The sequence below is a fragment of the Bacillus sp. REN16 genome (genome assembly GCF_020731355.1).
In the GTDB taxonomy this organism is placed as follows: Bacteria; Bacillota; Bacilli; order Bacillales; family Bacillaceae_L; genus Ferdinandcohnia.
In genome coordinates this window covers 167,264-187,232 of sequence record NZ_JAJFZK010000004.1, presented here as the reverse complement: position 1 = coordinate 187,232, position 19,969 = coordinate 167,264, and the positions used below count along the sequence as shown (strand labels likewise).

22 protein-coding genes and 1 other annotated feature are annotated in these 19,969 nt (G+C 39.1%); of the genes, 2 read left to right on the top strand and 20 right to left on the bottom strand.

The features are described from left to right. Positions 1-171: 171 nt before the first annotated feature. Both secDF and LKW28_RS06530 read right to left on the bottom strand, forming a co-directional pair. On the bottom strand, positions 172-2,421 hold the full coding sequence (gene secDF, locus LKW28_RS06535; protein ID WP_229139543.1) for a protein translocase subunit SecDF: 2,250 nt from the start codon (positions 2,419-2,421) through the stop codon (positions 172-174). Between the two features lie 143 nt (positions 2,422-2,564). Then, positions 2,565-2,846, bottom strand: coding sequence for a post-transcriptional regulator (locus tag LKW28_RS06530; RefSeq protein WP_229139722.1), 282 nt, complete (start codon positions 2,844-2,846; stop codon positions 2,565-2,567). A 174-nt stretch (positions 2,847-3,020) separates the two neighbouring features. Between LKW28_RS06530 and spoVB the strand changes: the two genes are divergently transcribed. Continuing rightward, on the top strand, positions 3,021-4,583 hold the full coding sequence (gene spoVB / locus LKW28_RS06525; RefSeq protein ID WP_229139542.1) for a stage V sporulation protein B: 1,563 nt from the start codon (positions 3,021-3,023) through the stop codon (positions 4,581-4,583). A gap of 62 nt (positions 4,584-4,645) precedes the next feature. Here the strand turns inward: spoVB and LKW28_RS06520 are convergent, their stop codons facing one another. Further along, positions 4,646-5,311 carry a DUF421 domain-containing protein gene (locus tag LKW28_RS06520; RefSeq protein WP_229139541.1) on the bottom strand — a complete coding sequence of 222 codons (666 nt, stop codon included), beginning with the start codon at positions 5,309-5,311 and terminating at the stop codon, positions 4,646-4,648. A 206-nt stretch (positions 5,312-5,517) separates the two neighbouring features. On the opposite strand from LKW28_RS06520, the gene LKW28_RS06515 reads away from it, so the two are divergent. Further along, positions 5,518-5,901: a TIGR04086 family membrane protein gene (locus LKW28_RS06515; protein WP_229139540.1), complete on the top strand. Its 384-nt coding sequence runs from the start codon at positions 5,518-5,520 to the stop codon at positions 5,899-5,901. Between the two features lie 53 nt (positions 5,902-5,954). On the opposite strand, the gene yajC is transcribed toward LKW28_RS06515, so the two are convergent. The 17 genes from yajC to LKW28_RS06430 form a co-directional block, all read right to left on the bottom strand. Further along, positions 5,955-6,215, bottom strand: a complete 261-nt coding sequence (gene yajC, locus LKW28_RS06510; RefSeq protein ID WP_229139539.1) for a preprotein translocase subunit YajC — start codon at positions 6,213-6,215, stop codon at positions 5,955-5,957. A gap of 43 nt (positions 6,216-6,258) precedes the next feature. Continuing rightward, positions 6,259-7,398, bottom strand: coding sequence for a tRNA guanosine(34) transglycosylase Tgt (tgt, locus tag LKW28_RS06505; RefSeq protein ID WP_229139538.1), 1,140 nt, complete (start codon positions 7,396-7,398; stop codon positions 6,259-6,261). A gap of 51 nt (positions 7,399-7,449) precedes the next feature. After that, entirely contained in the window at positions 7,450-8,475 is a 1,026-nt protein-coding gene (gene queA / locus LKW28_RS06500) for a tRNA preQ1(34) S-adenosylmethionine ribosyltransferase-isomerase QueA (RefSeq protein ID WP_229139537.1), read from the bottom strand. Positions 8,476-8,498: 23 nt separating this feature from the next. Next, entirely contained in the window at positions 8,499-8,690 is a 192-nt protein-coding gene (locus LKW28_RS06495) for a DUF2905 domain-containing protein (RefSeq protein ID WP_229139536.1), read from the bottom strand. Positions 8,691-8,700: 10 nt separating this feature from the next. Beyond that, positions 8,701-9,702, bottom strand: coding sequence for a Holliday junction branch migration DNA helicase RuvB (gene ruvB, locus LKW28_RS06490; RefSeq protein ID WP_229139535.1), 1,002 nt, complete (start codon positions 9,700-9,702; stop codon positions 8,701-8,703). Between the two features lie 13 nt (positions 9,703-9,715). Next, positions 9,716-10,318 (bottom strand): Holliday junction branch migration protein RuvA, encoded by a 603-nt coding sequence (ruvA, locus tag LKW28_RS06485; RefSeq protein ID WP_229139534.1) that lies wholly within the window; start codon positions 10,316-10,318, stop codon positions 9,716-9,718. A 108-nt stretch (positions 10,319-10,426) separates the two neighbouring features. Then, on the bottom strand, positions 10,427-10,954 hold the full coding sequence (locus LKW28_RS06480) for an intercompartmental signaling factor BofC (protein ID WP_229139533.1): 528 nt from the start codon (positions 10,952-10,954) through the stop codon (positions 10,427-10,429). Positions 10,955-11,123: 169 nt separating this feature from the next. Further along, positions 11,124-12,032, bottom strand: a complete 909-nt coding sequence (locus LKW28_RS06475; RefSeq protein ID WP_229139532.1) for a YhcN/YlaJ family sporulation lipoprotein — start codon at positions 12,030-12,032, stop codon at positions 11,124-11,126. Positions 12,033-12,231: 199 nt separating this feature from the next. Continuing rightward, entirely contained in the window at positions 12,232-13,791 is a 1,560-nt protein-coding gene (gene safA, locus LKW28_RS06470; protein ID WP_229139531.1) for a SafA/ExsA family spore coat assembly protein, read from the bottom strand. A 159-nt stretch (positions 13,792-13,950) separates the two neighbouring features. Next, complete coding sequence (pheA, locus tag LKW28_RS06465) at positions 13,951-14,805, bottom strand: prephenate dehydratase (protein ID WP_229139530.1); 855 nt, start codon at positions 14,803-14,805, stop codon at positions 13,951-13,953. 12 nt (positions 14,806-14,817) lie between these two features. Then, complete coding sequence (locus tag LKW28_RS06460) at positions 14,818-15,258, bottom strand: ACT domain-containing protein (RefSeq protein WP_229139529.1); 441 nt, start codon at positions 15,256-15,258, stop codon at positions 14,818-14,820. Positions 15,259-15,289: 31 nt separating this feature from the next. Continuing rightward, complete coding sequence (gene obgE, locus LKW28_RS06455) at positions 15,290-16,576, bottom strand: GTPase ObgE (RefSeq protein WP_229139528.1); 1,287 nt, start codon at positions 16,574-16,576, stop codon at positions 15,290-15,292. 33 nt (positions 16,577-16,609) lie between these two features. Next, positions 16,610-17,149 (bottom strand): sporulation initiation phosphotransferase B, encoded by a 540-nt coding sequence (locus LKW28_RS06450; protein ID WP_229139527.1) that lies wholly within the window; start codon positions 17,147-17,149, stop codon positions 16,610-16,612. A 159-nt stretch (positions 17,150-17,308) separates the two neighbouring features. Then, positions 17,309-17,602, bottom strand: a complete 294-nt coding sequence (gene rpmA / locus LKW28_RS06445; RefSeq protein ID WP_229139526.1) for a 50S ribosomal protein L27 — start codon at positions 17,600-17,602, stop codon at positions 17,309-17,311. Between the two features lie 29 nt (positions 17,603-17,631). Continuing rightward, entirely contained in the window at positions 17,632-17,958 is a 327-nt protein-coding gene (locus LKW28_RS06440; RefSeq protein WP_229139525.1) for a ribosomal-processing cysteine protease Prp, read from the bottom strand. 11 nt (positions 17,959-17,969) lie between these two features. Continuing rightward, the gene (gene rplU, locus LKW28_RS06435) at positions 17,970-18,278 is read right to left on the bottom strand and encodes a 50S ribosomal protein L21 (RefSeq protein WP_229139524.1); all 309 of its coding nucleotides are present in this window, start codon (positions 18,276-18,278) and stop codon (positions 17,970-17,972) included. A gap of 16 nt (positions 18,279-18,294) precedes the next feature. Next, positions 18,295-18,374: a sequence feature (ribosomal protein L21 leader region), on the bottom strand. A gap of 72 nt (positions 18,375-18,446) precedes the next feature. Beyond that, complete coding sequence (locus tag LKW28_RS06430) at positions 18,447-19,916, bottom strand: Rne/Rng family ribonuclease (protein WP_229139523.1); 1,470 nt, start codon at positions 19,914-19,916, stop codon at positions 18,447-18,449. Positions 19,917-19,969: the final 53 nt, after the last annotated feature.

Sequence of the window (19,969 nt, the reverse complement as noted above, 5' to 3'; positions counted from 1 at the left end):
AAGATCGAAAAATTTCCCTTGAAAAATCGTGGCATCCGCCGGAGGCATAACTTTAATAAGCAGAAATTGTCTGCTTATTAAAGTTATGCTTTCTAGTGTAACCAAAATCAGAACAACTCATCAAGTCTATGAGAAAACAAAAAGCCGTGAAAACTCACGACTTTTTACTGTTTACACTTGTGGCTCAGTCTCAGCTTTTACTGATTGTTTCTTTGAGATTTGCTTAGACTTCCATACTAACCAAAGCTGTGCAGCAATGAAAATGGATGAATACATACCAGCTACTAAACCAATTGTTAAGGCAAATGAGAAGTTTGTAATGGCTTGTCCACCTAAGAGTAGTAATGCAACACTTGTGAAAATTACCGTAATCGCAGTATTAATGGAACGACCTAATGTTTGTCTTAATCCATTATTTACAATGCTTGCAAGATCTTCATATGTTTTAATACGCTTTTTCTTCTTTAATAGTTCACGTATTCTATCGAAGGTTACAATGGTATCGTTGATGGAATAACCGATAATCGTTAAAACAGCCGCGATAAATGTAACATCGACCTCAAGGCGTGTAACACTAAAAAGTACAATCATAAAGAACGCATCATGAACAAGTGCTACAATCGCTGCTAAGCCCATTAACCACTCAAAACGGAATGCAACATAGATGATAATACCGAGCATCGCGATTAAACTGGCGTAAAATGCATTCCGTGCCAATTCTTTTCCAACAGTCGGAGAAACAGTACTTACGTTAGGGTCTGCCCCATAAAGGTCTTGGAAGTGGTTTTTCACTTTGCTCACTTCGTCTTTTGATAGCTCATCAGCGAATCTAGCAACACCAATTTCATCATTATCCCCAGAAATAACAATTTCTTTAGCCTCTAAATTCAGCTTACTAAGTTCTTCTGTAAGTTCTGCTTTGGAAATTGGATGGTCAGCAAGTACATCCATACGGGTACCAGCAACAAAATCAATCCCAAGATTAAGTCTAAAAATTAGTAATACCACGATTCCTACTAAGACCATAAGTCCGGATGCAATAAAGAATTTATTCTTATGCTTCGCAAAATCAAAACGATCAAAGCGAGTTGGGAAATTTCCTTCCGGATCGGCATCAGCTAGATCTCGAATCTGACTTTGTTTGACCCCAAACCAGCTCGGTTTCTTATTTAAATATTTGCTGTTGACCCAAAGCCCTAGTAAAAGTCTGCTTCCATATACCGCAGTTAAGAAGCTTAATATTATACTCACGATTAACATCGTTGCGAATCCTTTTACGGCACTTGTACCAAAAATAAATAAGACGACACCTGCTAATATGGTTGTAATGTTAGCATCAAAGATGGTCAGGAATGAATTTTTACTACCTGAACGGTATGCTGATAAGATGGATTTCCCGGACCTTATCTCTTCCTTAATTCTCTCGTAGGTTATAATATTGGCATCGACTGCCATACCTACCCCGAGAATTAGGGCTGCTATACCAGGAAGTGTTAGCACCGCATTCATCCAGTCAAAAACAAGTAAATTTAAATATACGAATATACTTAATGTAATGACAGCAATAAAACCAGGGAATCGGTAAAAAATAAGCATAAATAATAGCACTAAGAAAATACCAATAGCTCCTGCGAAAACCGTTTTATTTAATGCTTGTTCACCAAATTTTGCTCCAACAGAAGTTGAATAAATTTCGTTCAAATCAACTGGAAGTGCTCCTGCATTTAACAAGGAAGCAAGTTCATTCGCTGATTCAACAGAAAAATTACCACCTGTTATTGAAACTGTTTTTGTGTTAAACACTTCATCAACTGTTGCTGCTGAAAGATACTTTGGATTTGGTTTCTTACTTTCAGCCTCAAAGGAATCAACACCTTCTTCAAAATCTAACCAAATCACCATGAGGTTATTTGGTCTACCATAATCCTTAACCTTTTTAGTTGCATTTTTCAGATCATCAGAATTTTTAACTGTTAAGGCAACAGATGGTCTTCCCATATCATCAAATGATTGTTTAGCACCATTTTGTGCTAATTGAGATCCATCCAATAATACGTTATCGTTTACATCTCTGAATGTAAGCTTTGCTTGGGTTGATAGAATTTCACGAATTTTATCTTGGTTTTCTACACCCGCCAATTGCACACGGACGCGGTCCTTGCCTTCAATCTGAATATTTGGCTCATTTACGCCTAGTACGTCAACACGGTTCGTTAAGGCATTTACCGTACTTACTAGCGCTTCCTTATCAATGACATCGCCATCCTTTGCTGGCAATACCTCATAAAGGATCTCAAAACCACCTTGAAGATCAAGTCCTAATTTAATGTTTTTTGCGGTGTCTGTACCGTTAATTCCGATTAAGGCTCCGAAGAGAAGCACCACTACGAAAAACACCACGATGCGGCCTTTTTTAACCATAAGTATGTAAATCCTCCTTTATCTAGCTTAAAAAACAAAGCCTGTCCCTTAAGCCCTCCATCACAATTATGAAACAATGCGAATTTCATGTCAATTGCAGTTTTGTGAATACATAGTCACATCGAAAAAGTTTTCAAAAAGAGTTATAATAACTTTTCCAAAACGTCTCTTCCTTCACCTTCAAACCAATTTGGGGCTTTAAAAGCCTCGACAGTTGCATAGTTCATATAATCTCCAACTTTAATAGATAAAATATCGTTAACAATTTGATGTAAAAGCCTCTCTTCTTTTTCTTTTCTCCATGTTTTATTTTTCAGGAACTCCCAAAGTTCATCCTCTTTCACACTGTCATATCCGTACAGTTGGAATTCCTCCAGCTTACTTATTAAAAATGGACGAACTGTTTCACGATACTTGTCATACATGTGAGTCTCTGCTTGATTCACTCGTCATCTCTCCCATTTTTCAACTATGTCTTCCAATCAAATGCGCCAGGACTTCTGAGGAATATAGTTAATACTTGTCATGCTTGGCCACTAAGCGAGCATATAGTTAATTGTAAATGATATCACCTTTTTTGAGAAGGTAGGGAAAACGAATTGTCAAAGCAAACATTCCTAAAAGGAACATTAATTTTAATAATCGCGGGACTCATTACAAGGATATTGGGATTTATTAATAGAATTGTTGTCGCACGGCTTATTGGGGAAGAAGGTGTGGGGCTTTATATGATGGCCATCCCCACTTTTGTACTCACCATTACATTAACCCAAATGGGGCTCCCAGTAGCAATCTCGAAATTAGTAGCTGAAGCAGAGGCACAGGGTGATACAAGAAGAATCAAAAAAATCCTTGTCGTTTCTTTATCGATTACAGGGACATTAAGTATTATCTTTACACCAATGATGATTTTTCTTGCACCTCTTTTATCTGAGACCTTACTAACCGACCAAAGAACATACTATCCTTTGTTAGCCATTTCACCAATTGTACCAATTGTGGCGATTTCGTCTGTTCTCCGCGGCTATTTCCAAGGCCGACAAAATATGAAGCCGCCTGCTTATTCACAGGTTATCGAACAAGTCGTTAGGATTACTTTAGTGTATATATTTACAAAAGCATTTTTACCAATGGGGATCGAATACGCAGCTGCTGGTGCAATGCTTTCGGCTGTTGTTGGAGAACTAATGTCATTACTTTATTTATTCTTTATGTTTAAAATGAAAAAGCGAATTCGGATTCGAAAGAACTTTTTCAATTCTGCTAAGCAAGGAAAAGAAACGTTTAATGATTTGACACGTATTGCAGTCCCAACACTAGGAAGCAGACTAATCGGGTCAATTTCATGGTTTTTTGAACCGATTGTAGTAGCACAAAGTTTAGCGATTGCCGGTGTCGTCACCCATCTTGCTACAAGGCAATATGGGGAGCTTACCGGATTTGCATTACCATTGCTCATGCTTCCATCTTTTATCACAACTTCACTGTCAACAGCTCTCGTACCTTCAATAAGTGAAGCAGCAGCAAAAAAACAATCATTATTAATTGAATACCGCCTTAAACAGGCGTTGCGTTTATCGCTTGTGTCTGGCGGATTGGCCATTGTTGTTTTATATGTGTTTGCTTCACCTGTTATGGAGCTTATGTACGGAAATAGTAAATCCGCCATCTATATAAAGGTTATGGCTCCATTTTTTATCTTTTATTATTTTCAGGGGCCGCTTCAAGCAACACTTCAGGCACTTGATTTAGCGAAAGCTGCGATGATAAACAGTTTTATCGGAAATGCAATTAAAACAGCAGCTATTTTTGTTCTTGCAACTAGACCTTCCCTCGGAATCATGGGGGCAGCACTTGCCATCGTTCTTGGGATGATGCTTGTCACCTTGCTCCATTTTTCGACGATTGTCAAAGTAATCTCCTATAGCTTCTATATCCGAGATTACCTTAAGAGTGGGATTACAATGATCCTCTCGGGAATTGGTGGACACTATTTTTATCAAATGTTCCTGACCGATTGCTCCCTTGCCATCAGGACATTATCAGCAATTAGCATAACATCATTCATTTATATCATCTTCCTGTTTGTATTTAAACTCTTAACTAAAGAGGAAGTGAAAAGAATACCATTTATCGGACCAAAGCTTGCTATACTGTTATAAAACGAAAAGCTTAATGCGCCTGGAGCTAGACACATAAGAAGACTGAAAGGTAACCAATGCGGTTACCTTTTTTCGTCCTTAATATCTACATGCAGTTTTCCATGATGATAGCTGCAATAGGAGATTTTCTTAATATCGCTATGCCCAAGCTTTTTCATCTCAGACCGCAACCAAAATTCCGTTTTATTGATTTGATCTAAATGTCCATTCTGAATTTGCCCATCAAGAATAAGGGGTAAATCAATAGTATAATCGGTTACCGCAGATGATTGATTTTGACTTTTGGCCAGGACGGACAACTCACCTGAAGATTCCAAGATGGCAAATTCCACATCGGCTAAGTTCTTCACATTATTTTCACGCAGCTGCATCATCAGATCATCGAGACTATAACGTTGCTGTCTCATGGCATGTTCATCAATTTTACCCTTATTAATAATAACAGTTGGCTTACCATCAATAATCTCTCTTATTTTCTTACTTTTCAAGGAAAGGAGAGCAAGCGAGTATTGGATTACCATTAACAAAGCCATCGGTACGACGGAATGTAAGATTGGATCTTTAGGGGATTCAATCGCAATGACAGCCATCTCGGCAATCATCATCGATACAATCAAATCCAGCAGGCTAAGCTCACCAATTTCGCGTTTACCCATCAATCGAAAAATCAAAAGAATGATAACGTAAAGTAAAACAGTCCTCCCCATTATGATGAGGTATTCCTCCAAGATGAATCCTCCTTCCATATAAGAAAATTAATGCAAAAGCATATACATGTAGTTTGTACAATTCCAGAAAAAACATCATTCATAGGTTTTTCCATTCCTGATTAGGGGTACATGAAAAGTTTGTACTTTTTATTCTAATTCATTGTGGACATGAATATGCTCGTACTAAGGGTTTTTCGTATGAATATAAGGGGGAGAGAATCGATATGAGAAAAATGGGAGTTGCAATGGTTTATGGTGTCGTAACTATTTTTGTCATTGTTATTGTATCTAGTTTACTTATTTCATTATTACTTCGTTTTACTTCACTTCAAGAAGCTTCAATGTCATGGGTGATTTTGGGTGCTTCATTCCTTGCTCTTTTTGTCGGAGGGTTTGTATCAGGTGGAAAAGGAAAGGAAAAAGGCTGGCTAATTGGTGGAGGAACTGGAGTTTTGTATTCCATCCTTGTGTTAATCGTACAATTCTTGGGCTATGACACTACATTTACAGCAGAACAAACAATGTATCATGTTGGGTTTTTAGTGGCTGCTGTCCTAGGTGGTATTTTCGGTGTGAATATGACTACACCTTCAAGAAGAGAGGTTTAGTTGATGAACTAAAAAAAGAGCGTTCTAGACGCTCTTTTTTTGCTGGGTTTAATTTAGTCCTTATTAACATCACGTATTGCTTGTCTATCGTATGTAAGATTCGCATTCCCTGATTTAATGACTACCTTGTTCTCATCGATTGAATCAATGATTCCGTGTAAACCACCAACAGTAACTACCTTATCACCCTTTGCAAGATTAGATTGCATTTGTACAGTAGCTTTTTGACGCTTTTGTTGTGGACGAATTAGTAGAAAATAGAAAATCGCAAACATCAGAATTAAAGGACCAACTGTTCCTAAAATACCTTCCATTCATTTCACCTCCCGAATATTTTCTCTACTACATTTTCTTTATTTAGAAGTTTTTCGCGTTTGGTTTATTGAAACCGTATCGCTCAAAAAATTCTTCGCGGAAGTCTCCTAGACGATCTTCTCGAATCGCTTGTCTGACCTGCTCCATTAATTTTAACAGAAAATGCAGATTATGATAAGTAGTAAGTCGAATTCCAAATGTTTCACTTGTTTTAATTAGATGACGAATGTAAGCACGACTATAATTTTTACAAGTATAGCAATCACAATTTTCATCCAGAGGTCTAAAATCACGAGCATATTCTGCGTTTTTGACAACTAAACGACCCTCGCTAGTCATAAGTGTTCCATTACGAGCAATTCTAGTTGGAAGAACACAGTCAAACATATCGATACCACGGATTGCTCCATCAATAAGAGAATCTGGTGATCCTACACCCATTAAATATCTAGGCTTATTCGCCGGTAAAAGCGGTGTTGTAAATTCTAGAACTCGATTCATGACATCTTTAGGCTCGCCAACAGATAAACCACCGACCGCATAGCCGGGGAAATCTAAGGATACTAAATCTCGGGCACTTTGTTTGCGAAGCTCCTCATATTCTCCACCTTGAACAATCCCAAATAGACCTTGGTCTTGTGGGCGGCTATGAGCTGTTAGACATCTTTCTGCCCACCGGCTTGTCCTTTCAACTGATTTTTTCATGTATTCGAAGGTAGCTGGGTATGGAGGGCATTCGTCAAATGCCATCATAATATCTGATCCAAGCGCATTTTGAATTTCCATCGATTTTTCAGGAGATAAAAATAACTTATCCCCATTTAAATGATTTCGGAAATGAACACCTTCTTCCTTGATTTCTCGGAATTCACTTAAACTAAATACTTGGAAACCGCCTGAATCGGTAAGTATTGCCCGGTCCCAATTCATGAATTGGTGTAGACCACCAGCTTCTTTAATGATGTCATGACCTGGTCTTAACCAAAGATGGTAGGTATTGCTTAAAATAATTCCAGCCCCCATCTCCTTTACGTCTTCAGGTGACATTGTTTTTACCGTTGCAAGAGTTCCAACAGGCATAAATGCAGGTGTTTCAAATGAACCATGTGGAGTATGTACGATTCCTAATCTTGCACCTGTCTGCTTACAAGTCTTAATATGTTCATATCTTATTGCTGTCACTGATAACTGTCTCCTTTATTATGGGTGTTTGTCACTACCCGAAGTTCCAATTTATTTAATAAGCATTGCATCTCCAAAGCTAAAGAAACGGTAACGCTCTTTTACTGCTTCATTGTAGGCATGAAGGATATGCTCTCGACCTGCTAGCGCGCTTACGAGCATGATAAGTGTGCTCTTAGGTAGATGGAAGTTCGTGATGAGTCCATCAATCGCCTCATATTGATATCCTGGATAAATGAAGATACTTGTCCAACCGCTTGACTCTGCAAATTTTCCATTCTTTTTCACAATAGTTTCAAGCGTTCTAGTCGATGTAGTCCCCACGGAAATGATTTTACCGCCGTTAGCTTTCACATCGTTAAGTAATTTAGCTGTCTCCTCAGTCATTTGATAAAATTCAGAATGCATGTCATGATCCTCAATCGTATCCGAGTTTACCGGGCGGAAGGTACCTAAGCCAACATGCAAGGTAATAAATGCTGTATGTACACCTTTGTCACGAATTTCCTGAAGAAGTTCTTCTGTAAAATGCAGGCCAGCTGTGGGTGCGGCTGCTGAGCCACGGTGCTTAGCATACACTGTTTGGTATCGCTCTTTATCGTCCAATTGCTCGTGTATATATGGAGGTAAGGGCATTTCACCCAGCGCATCTAAAACCTCGAAAAATATACCTTCATAGTGGAAGTCCAATATTCTGCCACCGTGATCGCCGATTTCCGTACAAGTTGCTTTTAAGCGTCCATCTCCAAAGGTTAATTCAGTGCCTTCCTTGACCCGTTTTGCAGGCTTCACAAGTGTCTCCCATGTATCCCCGTCTTTTTGTTTTAAAAGAAGCACCTCTACTTTAGCGCCTGTATCCTCTTTTACACCATAAAGTCGTGCTGGAAGAACACGTGTATCGTTTAAGACTAAGCAGTCTCCTTCATTAAGGTACGAAAGAATGGAGCGGAAATGAGTATGAGTAATTTCGCCCGTCTCCTTATCTACTACCATTAAACGTGAAGCCTCGCGTTTTTCCAATGGAGTTTGTGCAATTAATTCCTCTGGTAAATCAAAATCAAATAAATCTACTTTCATAATCTCACCTTATTCCTAACAGTTTAACGAAACCGACTAAAGACATATAAAATTAATGATAAAACAATGCTAATTACAATCGATGTAACAATCGGAAAATAGAAGGTTGTATTTCCCTTTTTCACTACAATATCCCCTGGCAACTTTCCAATAAAATGCATGATAAATCCAACAATTAATAGGAGAATCCCCATTATCATTAGCATTTTGCCCATGTTTCATTACCTACTCCTTCGGAATCTCAATTTGAAAATGCCGGTAAACAAGGTCTGTTACGACTCGACCACGTGGGGTTCGCTGCAAGAAGCCGATTTGAAGAAGATAAGGCTCGTACACATCTTCAATTGTCAGCGACTCTTCACCAATAGTGGCTGATATGGTCTCAAGACCAACTGGACCACCACGAAACTTCTCAATGATTCCTTTAAGTAATTTATGGTCAATATGGTCAAGTCCTAAACGGTCAACCTGAAGTAATTCTAATGCCGTATTTGCCATAGTTGTCGTGATTGTCCCGTCACCACGTACTTGGGCGAAATCTCTTACCCGCCTTAGCAGACGATTCGCAATCCTCGGTGTCCCTCTTGACCGTCTCGCAATTTCATGTGCAGCCCGGTCTTCAATTTCTACCTCCAGCAATTCTGCTGTCCTCACTACAATATCCGCAAGCTGATTTTCATTGTAGTATTCAAGACGGCTAAGGACCCCAAATCGATCCCGAAGTGGTGCAGACAAGGAACCAGCCCTTGTTGTCGCCCCAACCAGGGTGAAGGGTGGCAAATCAAGTCTGACAGAACGCGCCCCTGCCCCCTTTCCGATCACGATATCTAAACAAAAATCCTCCATTGCAGGATATAAAACTTCCTCGATGGAGCGTTGAAGTCGATGGATTTCATCAATAAAAAGGACATCACCTGGTTCAAGTGCTGTCAAAATAGCTGCTAGATCTCCAGGCCTTTCAATCGCCGGGCCAGAGGTCGTGCGAATATTTACACCCATTTCGTTTGCAATAATGGTGGCAAGCGTCGTTTTCCCCAGCCCTGGAGGTCCATATAATAATACATGGTCCAAGGTTTCCTGCCTCATTTTTGCCGCTTCGATAAAAATCGATAAATTCGATTTTACCTTTTCTTGTCCAATATATTGGGATAAGGTTTGTGGTCTAAGGCTTTGCTCGATCGCTGACTCTTCGTAATTTGCACTACCTGAAACGATTCTGTCCTCCATTCAAGCAACCCCCTTATTTTAATAGCTTTTGTAAAGCCTTTTTAATATATTGATCTGTTGAAAGCTTTTCTTTCCGCAGTTCCGGCAATACTTTATTGATTTCTCTCTCAGCATAGCCTAATACTTTTAACGCTTCTGCCGCTTCATCAAGCTCTGTCTGACTTGTATATATCTCCAACTCATGATCTTCGGAAAATAAATCAGGATGTAATGAAGGCATCAAATCATGAAGTTTTCCTTTTAAATCTAAGATGATTTGTCGTGCCGTCTTTTTCCCAACACCCGGGAACTTTACTAAGAACTTTTCATCCTCATTCTCAATCGCTCTAACAAGTTGTTCAGGCTCTCCAGATGCTAGAATTGCTAGCCCGCCTTTTGGGCCAATCCCTGTGACATTTAATAGTTTCAAAAATAAAGCACGTTCCTCACGCGTCTTAAAGCCATAGAGCGCCAGTATATCCTCTCTTACATGCTGATATGTATAAACGGTTTCCAGATTTTCTTTTTTAAAAACAAATGGGTTAGGTGTATAAATTTGATAGCCTACTCCGTTATTTTCAACAACAACATATTCAGGATTTATATATTCAACCGTACCTTTAATAAATTCAATCAAACATCTTCTCTCCCCTGCTTTGCTGTACATCATTTTATCATATTCGTCCAAAAAAGACTAAAATAAAAAGAGACTAGAAGCTTTCCTAGTCTCTCAAATACTAATGTATTATGGGGAGGATGTATATGTCTTATAGGTTTCAATCACATTAATATATTCGTCCTTTGTGCCAACCTTGATTCCTTTTCGTAATAAATCATGCTGGTAACTTTCAAGCTTTTCAACATCGATTTGGAAGAAAGACTGTATGACATTATCAGATTCATCTGGTTTTCCGTTAAAAATTGATAAAATTCCATCATTGGTTAAGCCAAAATAACCATTTGATTTTAGTAACGGCGAAATATCATCGATACGCTGTTGAAAAACAACCTGATCTTCATCTTGATGAACGAGGTTCCAATCTTCGTAAGTGGCCCAAAAATCCTCCATCGATAGGATTGTCTCTTTCAGTATTTCTTCACTTACCTCACCATCAACATAAACGCGTTCAAGAATGACCGTGACTTCTAAAGGACCATTCACTTCATGAACTGTCTCATTATTTTCCTCTGTTAACTCTGCACTGCTTCCTGAAAAGCTTGGCAATATAAATACAACCGCTAGACAAACGATTACTTTTACGATCGTTCTCATTTGGCATCACCTCTTACAATTAGTTGCCATCTACATTAGAATTTTTTAAAATTGCAATTACCGCCCTACACTCACTAGTGTGACCAAAATTAACAGGTTTAACCAAAATTTTTACTTTCATTAGAAAAGGATGCCCCTAGGGACATCCTTTAACCTCTGCTGAATAAAGTTAACCCCTATTATGATTTGTAAATGGGGCTTTAATTGTGTTGCCAATGTTGTCGAAGAGGTCTTTAATGTCAGCATCGATGGTTTCGCGTCTGTTTCCATTGCGAATATTATTATCGATGTCACGAACTCGGGTAAAAGTACCTTCATCTGTAACAACATTTACATTTCGATTCCCAGCTAGGGGTGCAACTGCTTTTTCGACTGCATTTTGTACATTATTACGGTTGTTATTGTCATTTGTATCAACAGCAATCAGGACATTATCATCTGTCACGATTACACGAGCATCTTCGACATTTTTAACCTTCTCCGCACGTTCGGAAATTTTACGAACTAAATTTCCATTGTCATTGTAATAACCATACGTTTGGACCTTATGGTTATTGTCGTTAAGATGGCTGTGATAATTTTGATCGGCATATCCATGTTTATTATATCCAATTGTATTTGGATTACCATCATTATAAGGGTTTATTGTTCGGCCATCGCGATTATTCATAATGCCAGTTCGGCGTTGTTCATCGCGATAATTCATAATTCCCGGACGATTCTTTCTTGTTTTATCGTTGTCCATACTATAAGAGTTGTTATTTCTGTCGTTCCGGTTGTTCATGATGCCGGTTTTGTTATTTCTGTCGTTTCTGTTGTTCATAACGCCAGTGCGATCGTTCCTATTGAAATTGTTCCCATTGCGGTCCATGATCTCTGTTAGTGGACCATCGTTGTCACGGAGTTGATATCCATTTCCGTTGCGAACATTTCGGTCACGATCATCTTCGTTTGAGTAATACCCAATTGGTCTGGCATTATCATTACTATTTGTTGATGCCCCTTGGTCGGTATTACAAGCTGTTAGTCCCCCAAGCAGCAATGCTGCAGTCGAAACTGAATAAAGTATTTTCCTCAATACAATAACCCCCTTTGACCTTTGAACATAAATTTATGTTCATCTTTAGGTTGTCTTATCAAAGGGGGATTATTTCTGTTAGTTATTTGCAGGATATTAAAATTTTGGGCAAACATTTTTTTATTATTATTCCTAGGAACTACAAAAAATAAAAGGACGAATTTCTGATTCGCCCTTGCAAAAGTTTTTTAAAGTTTATTTAATCTAGATCATCATCGACATCAGGCATATTAAACATTGGGTTAAACGCCATTTGTTGATTTGGATTCATTCCGAATGGTACACCTTGTTGTCCTGGGAACCCCCCTTGAAATTGGGGTTGGAATTGTCCAGGAAAGCCAGGTTGCCCCATCGGAAAGTTTTGCTGAGGAAATTGCCCTGCAAATCCCGGCTGCCCCATCGGAAAGCCTTGTTGAGGAAATTGCCCTGCAAATCCTGGTTGCCCCATCGGATAGCCTTGTTGAGGAAATTGCCCACCTTCAAACGGCGGCTTTGGTCCTCCACAGCCACAATCTTTTTTGTTATAGAACTGTGATGGCATCATTTGTTGATTCATAGGACCTGCATAACCTGGTCCAGGATTACCAAATGGATTAGTAGTCATCGCTGGACTTACAGCTTGTGGTGCAGCTTGCATTGGCATACCTGGAGCAAACGGCGTTGGTCCTTGACCCATGCCCGGAAACCCTCCATTAAAGCCCATCCCAGGCATTACTGGTGAAACTGGCACACATGGACCTGGCCCCATCGGGAATGGTGGTGCTTGCATTGGTGCCATCTGTGGCATCATTTGTGGCATTTCTGGTACATCTTCAAATTCATCCTCCACTCCTGCTACCATTTGCGGCATTTGTGCCTGCATAATATTAAAATTGTTAATATCAATTTCAAATGGATTTGGTTGTGGCATTGGTACTGGTGCTGGTGCTGGTGCCATTTGTACAGGTGCCACTTCTTCCTTAACTTGCTCTTTCACACCTTCTGTACGTGGGGATCCACCCATCGGATTAAAAGGTCCTTGTGGTGGAAAACCTCCCTGAAAACCTGGAACATAATTAAATCCAGATCCAGGCATTACCGGTGTCATTGGTACGCAATGATTAAACATTGCAGGCTGTTGAATTGGCATTTGTGGCATTTGTGGCATCTGTGCCATCGGTTGAGATTGAGGCATTTGCGACATCGCTGCTTCATAATCCTCCTCTGGTCCAAAATCATCTTCCACGGGTGCCATCATTCCTGGTAAAACATTCTGTGGTGCTGTTGGAAGTTGTGGCATACCAACATCCATTAAATTATAATTATTGATATCAATTTCAAGCGGCTGATATTGCGGCATCTGTGGCATAACAGGCATTGGTGGCGGAGGTGCTGGCGCCTGTGGCATAACAAATATTTGCGGCATTTGAGGTATATATGGACCGGTCTCCACTCCCTTTACTTCCTCTTTTACCTCTGGTACCTCTTCTTCTACTTCCATTACTGGAAATGGCTGCGGAGTAATATTAGCAAATGGATGCTGAATTTGTTCCTCCTTTTTAGGTGCTACGTGAATTTGTGCTTCTTTTTTGGCTCCGCCAATTTGAGCTTCTTTTTTTACATGAACAGTTCCTGTTGGTACTTTAATTTTCATACCAGGCATAAGCATATCCGGATTGCTTAATTGGGTATTTACAGCTTTTAGTTCCCCGAAGTCTACACCATATTTTTTCGCAATTTCCCATAAGGTGTCTCCTTTTTGAACGATATGGATCTTCACGCGTTTTTCCCCTCCTATACATAAGTCCATACATACTATGACAAATTAGGCAAATTGCCACTATTTCTCATCACAACTTATGCGTAGGCTACACAAATTATGTGTATTATGAAGGGTGGTCAAGTTTAAAAAAATAAGACTCAACCAAAAGGTCAAGTCTCAAATGCGATAATATGGATAGCTACCTAACACGGTAACACCACTTCCCAGTGCCTCTAGTTCAGCAATCGCGCTTGGGATTAGAATATCATCCATTTTTTGTTCAATATCAATTAAAAAGAAGTAATTACCAAGACCTGTTTTCATGGGTCTTGATTCAATTTTTGATAAATTTAATTTTCTCCATGCAAATACAGATAATACTTGATGCAATGCTCCTGCCTGGTCTGATGGCAAAGTAACCATTAAAGTTGTTTTATTGCCTGAATTGTCCTTCATGATATCTAAATCTAACATCTCTTTATGAAGAACAACAAACCGAGTATGATTATTGTCAAAATCGTGGATATCATGTCTCACGATTGTTAAACCATATTCCTTAGCTGCAAATGAATTTGCAATCGCGGCTACCTTTTGATCAGGATGCTCACTTACAAATTTCGCAGCTGCACCCGTAGAGCTAATTTCAATCGGTTGTATACTTGGAAAACTATTGTATAAAAATTTATGACATTGTGCGATCGCATGAGGATGTGAATAAATTCCGTCAACATTTTCCCATTCAATTGTATTGTCGGGGTGCACCATTAAATGTTGCTTAATCGGAATAATCACTTCGCCAACTATTTTCAACTGTTTTTCATGAATTAAATAGTCAATGGTTAAATTTACAGTTCCTTCTATTGTATTTTCAATTGGAACAACAGCTACATCGACTTCCCGATTTTCCACTGCATCAATACATGCCGGGATAGTTCGATACGGAATATTTTTCTTACTAGGAAATAGTGCCGTTACCGCTTGTTCTGTGAATGTTGCGTTTGGTCCCAAAAATCCTACATTCGTTATATTCATCTGTGTCTCCCCCTATGCTCCTGTTCCAAGAATTTCAACTTTATCTACGAATTCGAGTTTTCGAAGTTTAGCAAGGAGGTCAGTTACTTCACAATAAATGCCTGACGTATTTAAAGAAAGTGTTACATTCGCTTTTCCCCTAAGCGGAATTGTTTGGTGAATTGTTAACACATTACAACCAGTATCGGCTACTGTTCTTAGCAATTGTGATAGTGTACCAGATCGGTCTTCCAAATGAAAAAATAATGAGATAATTTTTTCTTTCACAGTCGTGTGGAAAGGAAAGACAGTGTCTTTGTATTTGTAATAGGCACTTCTGCTTAAGTCTACTTTTTGTGTAGCTTCAGCAATTGATTGTGCTTCTCCACTGTCTAATAGTTCCTTGGCGTCTAAGGTTTTTCGAACCGCTTCTGGAAGTACATCCTCACGAACAAGATAGAATTTGCCATCCATGTATGCTGCTCCCCCCAACTTCTCCATCTCTTTATTCTATAAATTCAAACTCATATTCAAGTAATTTAACGATATCCCCATGTTTTGCACCTTTTTCACGAAGCGCATCATCGATTCCCATTCCTCTTATTTGGCGTGCAAATCGTTTTACAGACTCATCTCTATTAAAGTCAGTCATTTTAAAGAGTTTTTCAACTCGTTCCCCAGAAATCACAAATGAGCCATCACTTTCACGTGAAATCACAAAGTCCACTTCTTCTTTTTCGTGACGATACATCACGCGGTGAGTGCTTGTATCTTCCTCCACCTCAAGCGGAAATTCTGGAGTCGTTTCAAGCAAGTCGGCAATGGTAAATAATAAGTCACGAAGACCTTGTCTTGTAATTGCCGAAATCGGAAAAATTTTCACATCATCCTGAAGCTTTTCTTTAAATATTTTTAAATTTTCTTCCGCTTCAGGAATATCCATTTTATTCGCTACAATGATTTGCGGACGTTCAGTCAACCTTAGGTTGTATTCCTTTAATTCCTGATTTATCGTTTGATAGTCTTCGTAAGGATCGCGCCCTTCCATCGCAGACATATCAATGACATGAACAATAACTCTGGTTCGTTCAATATGTCGTAAAAATTGATGTCCAAGACCAACACCTTGGTGTGCACCTTCAATTAGACCGGGAAGATCGGCCATCACAAAGCTGCGTCCATCTTCAGTTTCCACAACTCCAAGATTTGGAACAATCGTTGTAAAATGATATTCTGCAATTTTCGGTTTTGCTGCTGAAACAACAGATAATAGGGTTGATTTTCCTACGCTAGGAAAACCAACTAAACCAACGTCAGCTAAAACTTTTAGTTCAAGTTTTACGTTTCGCTCTTGTCCAGGCTCACCATTTTCAGCAATTTCTGGTGCCGGATTGGCAGGAGTCGCAAATCGTGAATTACCTCTTCCGCCACGGCCGCCTTTTGCAATGACTGCTCTTTGCCCATGCTGTGTTAAATCTGCAATCACCACACCTGTATCGTCATCTGTTACGACAGTTCCAGGCGGTACCTTTACAATCATTGAATCAGCATTTTTCCCATGCTGATTTTTAGACATTCCGTGTTCTCCACGTTTTGCCTTAAAATGACGTTGGTAACGGAAATCCATTAAGGTTCTTAGTCCTTCTTCGACTTCAAAAATTACGTCCGCACCTTTTCCGCCGTCTCCTCCCGCTGGTCCGCCCATTGGAACATATTTTTCACGACGGTATGCAACCATTCCATTACCGCCGTCTCCACCTTTTACATACACTTTGACTTGATCAACAAACATGTTTTACCTCCGGTTAATTATGCGTCTTTATCATTATGCAATATGTAGTGTTAAACTTACTTCTTCTTTATGTACTTTATATTCCGTTATTTTAGGGAGCTGTTCTGCTTGACTCATTGTATGTAGCCAATTTGTAAGGTTTTCCCTATTTTTTAGTATTCCACTAAAATCAAAAAAGAATCGGGTTTCCTCTGATGAACAATCGATTGTGAGAGATAAATGATTTTCCCCCAGGTCGTCCACTTCTTCATCAAGTATGGCAAAAAATTGTGTGGACCATTCCGTTAAATTCAAATCGTGGTTTGATAAATTTCGAATATCCCCGACGAGATCATAGTCTAATTGATATTTATGTGGCTCCCAATTAAAGGTCATGATAAGTGCAGCAAAGGATGGAATTTGTAAATTTGTGAGATGTGTTTCGTTTTGAGCGTCTATTACAATTTCTTCGATTATCGTATTAACCCGGTCTATCTTATTTAATGAAATATTCCCTTTGATCAGTTGTATTTTATTTAACCAATCATGTCGCGTATGTTTTAATACATCAACTGTACTCCAATTTTTATTCATAACATTTCCCCTAAAATTCAAATGCCGCCAAGGACAACATGAATGAATTCAATCTTGTCTAAAAATTATATCAAACTTTGAAAAATAACACTACATTCTAATCGTACGATTCCCAATAAAAAATAAAACTCTAACCATGTGGTTAGAGTTTTATTACGATTACGCTTCTTGCGCAGCTGGGTATACACTTACTTGTTTGCGGTCACGGCCTAAACGCTCAAATTTAACAACTCCGTCAACTTTTGCGTATAGAGTGTCGTCACCACCACGGCCAACGTTTACTCCAGGGTAGATTTTAGTACCGCGTTGACGGTATAAAATGGATCCACCAGAAACAAATTGACCATCAGCACGTTTTGCACCAAGACGCTTCGCGATTGAATCACGACCGTTCTTAGTACTACCTACTCCTTTTTTAGAAGCGAAGAATTGCAAGTCTAATCTTACGAACATTATATTTCACCGCCTATATAATAAAGTTTTTATGATTGAATTTTCATATACTGTCCATAATCAAGTTCAATCGTTTGGAGTGATACAAGCATTCCCTCTAAAAGAAGCTGTACCTTATCCTCTATTGTCACATCCTCAAGATGAGGAATCTGACAGCGGAGGAATCCATTTTTTTCTTGCTCCAATATCGGCTCTACTTTACATAAAGCATATATGGAATTAATGGTACCAAAAGCAACTGCTGAGGCACCCGCACAAACGATATCCTTACCAGAATCGTCATATTCAGCATGTCCACTCATTGTAAATGAGTCGATTCTACCAGAACTATTTCGGTTAATAGTTATCTTTATCATGATAGAAAGCCTTATGCGTTGATTTTTTCGATTGTAACTTTAGTGTAAGGTTGACGATGACCTTGTTTTTTACGGTAGTTCTTTTTAGCCTTATATTTGAAAACAATGATCTTCTTAGCGCGACCTTGTTTTTCAACTTTAGCAGTAACAGTTGCACCTTCAACAGTTGGGCTGCCAACTTTTACGTTGTCGCCACCTACGAATAAAACCTTGTCAAAAGTAACTGTTCCACTTTGTTCTACGTCAAGCTTTTCAACATAGATTTCTTGGCCTTCTTGAACTTTGATTTGCTTACCGCCAGTTTCAATAATTGCGTACATAATTGCACCTCCTATAATTTGGACTAAGACTCGCCACTACACAGGCGCTCCATTACTGGAAACTTACATACCTGGAATGTGCGGTTGTAGCATTGGGTGCTACAAACAATAACATGAAAATATTATCACAAAGACACAGTGGAGTCAATATGAATTATCAGTACTGAACTACAATAAATGATTTAGTCTTGCTTTTATTTCGGCTTCACTGCCCATTTGTCTAATCGTGTAACCATGTCGTGATGAAACTGCTTCAGTTATGTAGATTTTCATAGACAAAGCTTCCTCTAATCTTTTTTTGTGCTCCTTCTGTTCTCCCAGGAAAATAGTTATTACTTCTTCAGTCGCTTCAATCCAGACAGCATCATGGTCCATTCCTTGATGCTCCCATAGTTCCCGCTCGAGCTTAAAAACAACCGTTTCAGCAGAATCAATCCTTCCGGTTCCTAAACAGGTTGGACAATTTGTCTGTAAAATAGCGGAGAGATCCTTTCGTGTCTTCTTACGAGTAATTTCTAAAATACCGAGTGAGGTAAATCCGTGAATTGTCACCCGATTTCTGTCTTCCTTCGCTCCCCGGCGTAAAGCTTGGATCACTTTTTGACGTTCATCATTAAGCTTCATGTCGATAAAATCAATCAAGATAATCCCGCCAATATCACGGAGCATTAGTTGATTTGCAATTTCTTTTGCCGCAGCTATATTTGTTTTCAATACAGTGTCTCGCAAATTTTCTTTCCCTTGGAATTTACCAGTATTTACATCAATTATTGTCAAAGCTTCCGTTTGTTCAATTATCAGGTAGGCACCATTGTCAAGCCACACTATTTGCTTAAGACCTCGTTCAATTTCTTTCTCAATTCCATAGTAGGAAAATATATTTTCTTTTCGGCGATAAAAGCTTACCTTTTCTTCACCTAATTGTGCCTTTAACTGACGAAATTCTTCCGCATCATCAATCACAATTTCCTGAATTGTTTCAAACCGATGCTCAAGGAGGATTTTATCAACAAGGGTATTGGCATCAATTAGAAGGCTTGGCGGCTTGAGGTCTTTTTGTTGGTCTTGGAGGGATTTGTAACGACTTCGTCCAAATTCAAGCTCTTTCAGTATCCTTGTTTCATCTTGATTTTCACATGCGGTTCGGACGATTAAACCCTCTTGGTGTTGAAGGTATGTTTGTCCAAATCTGCGCCATCGAGTCCTCTCTTCCTCTTCTTTCATTTTCCTTGAGACCGCTACATAGTTGCCAAACGGCAAATAGACAAGGGAAGCTCCAGGAAATTCAATTAGACCAGTTAATTTAGGGCCTTTCCGCTCTGCCCCTTCTTTCATTACCTGGACAATGATTTCCTCACCTTGTCTAACAAAATGCGATATGCTTTTTTCTTTATCACTTGAGGGGGATAGATGGTAGGCAGCAAGCTGTTCTCGTCCAATATACCCGTTCCTGCCTATGCCAATATCAACAAAAGCCGCCTGCATCCCCGGAAGGACATCAATCACACGCCCCTTATAAATATTTCCAACGATTTCTTTATGTTTAGGTTGTTGGATATTTAATTCAACAACTTTATTTCCCTCGACTACTGCTACACGCTTTTCAGTTGTTTTTACATTCATAATTATTGTTTTCAAAGTCTTAATCCTCGCTTTGACATTACGCTTTTCTATTTTTAATGTAACCTATC

Excerpts from the sequence above, each read along its gene's own strand:
- LKW28_RS06530 (WP_229139722.1), bottom strand. The coding sequence starts at position 2,846 with ATGTATGACAAGTATCGTGAAACAGTTCGTCCATTTTTAATAAGTAAG.
- LKW28_RS06480 (WP_229139533.1), bottom strand. The coding sequence starts at position 10,954 with ATGAGAACGATCGTAAAAGTAATCGTTTGTCTAGCGGTTGTATTTATA.
- queA (WP_229139537.1), bottom strand. The coding sequence starts at position 8,475 with ATGAAAGTAGATTTATTTGATTTTGATTTACCAGAGGAATTAATTGCA.
- LKW28_RS06515 (WP_229139540.1), top strand. The coding sequence starts at position 5,518 with ATGAGAAAAATGGGAGTTGCAATGGTTTATGGTGTCGTAACTATTTTT.
- secDF (WP_229139543.1), bottom strand. The coding sequence starts at position 2,421 with ATGGTTAAAAAAGGCCGCATCGTGGTGTTTTTCGTAGTGGTGCTTCTC.
- LKW28_RS06440 (WP_229139525.1), bottom strand. The coding sequence starts at position 17,958 with ATGATAAAGATAACTATTAACCGAAATAGTTCTGGTAGAATCGACTCA.
- yajC (WP_229139539.1), bottom strand. The coding sequence starts at position 6,215 with ATGGAAGGTATTTTAGGAACAGTTGGTCCTTTAATTCTGATGTTTGCG.
- rpmA (WP_229139526.1), bottom strand. The coding sequence starts at position 17,602 with ATGTTCGTAAGATTAGACTTGCAATTCTTCGCTTCTAAAAAAGGAGTA.
- LKW28_RS06460 (WP_229139529.1), bottom strand. The coding sequence starts at position 15,258 with ATGGATGGCAAATTCTATCTTGTTCGTGAGGATGTACTTCCAGAAGCG.
- rplU (WP_229139524.1), bottom strand. The coding sequence starts at position 18,278 with ATGTACGCAATTATTGAAACTGGCGGTAAGCAAATCAAAGTTCAAGAA.
- LKW28_RS06495 (WP_229139536.1), bottom strand. The coding sequence starts at position 8,690 with ATGGGCAAAATGCTAATGATAATGGGGATTCTCCTATTAATTGTTGGA.
- ruvB (WP_229139535.1), bottom strand. The coding sequence starts at position 9,702 with ATGGAGGACAGAATCGTTTCAGGTAGTGCAAATTACGAAGAGTCAGCG.
- LKW28_RS06450 (WP_229139527.1), bottom strand. The coding sequence starts at position 17,149 with ATGAATAAAAATTGGAGTACAGTTGATGTATTAAAACATACGCGACAT.
- pheA (WP_229139530.1), bottom strand. The coding sequence starts at position 14,805 with ATGAATATAACGAATGTAGGATTTTTGGGACCAAACGCAACATTCACA.
- obgE (WP_229139528.1), bottom strand. The coding sequence starts at position 16,576 with ATGTTTGTTGATCAAGTCAAAGTGTATGTAAAAGGTGGAGACGGCGGT.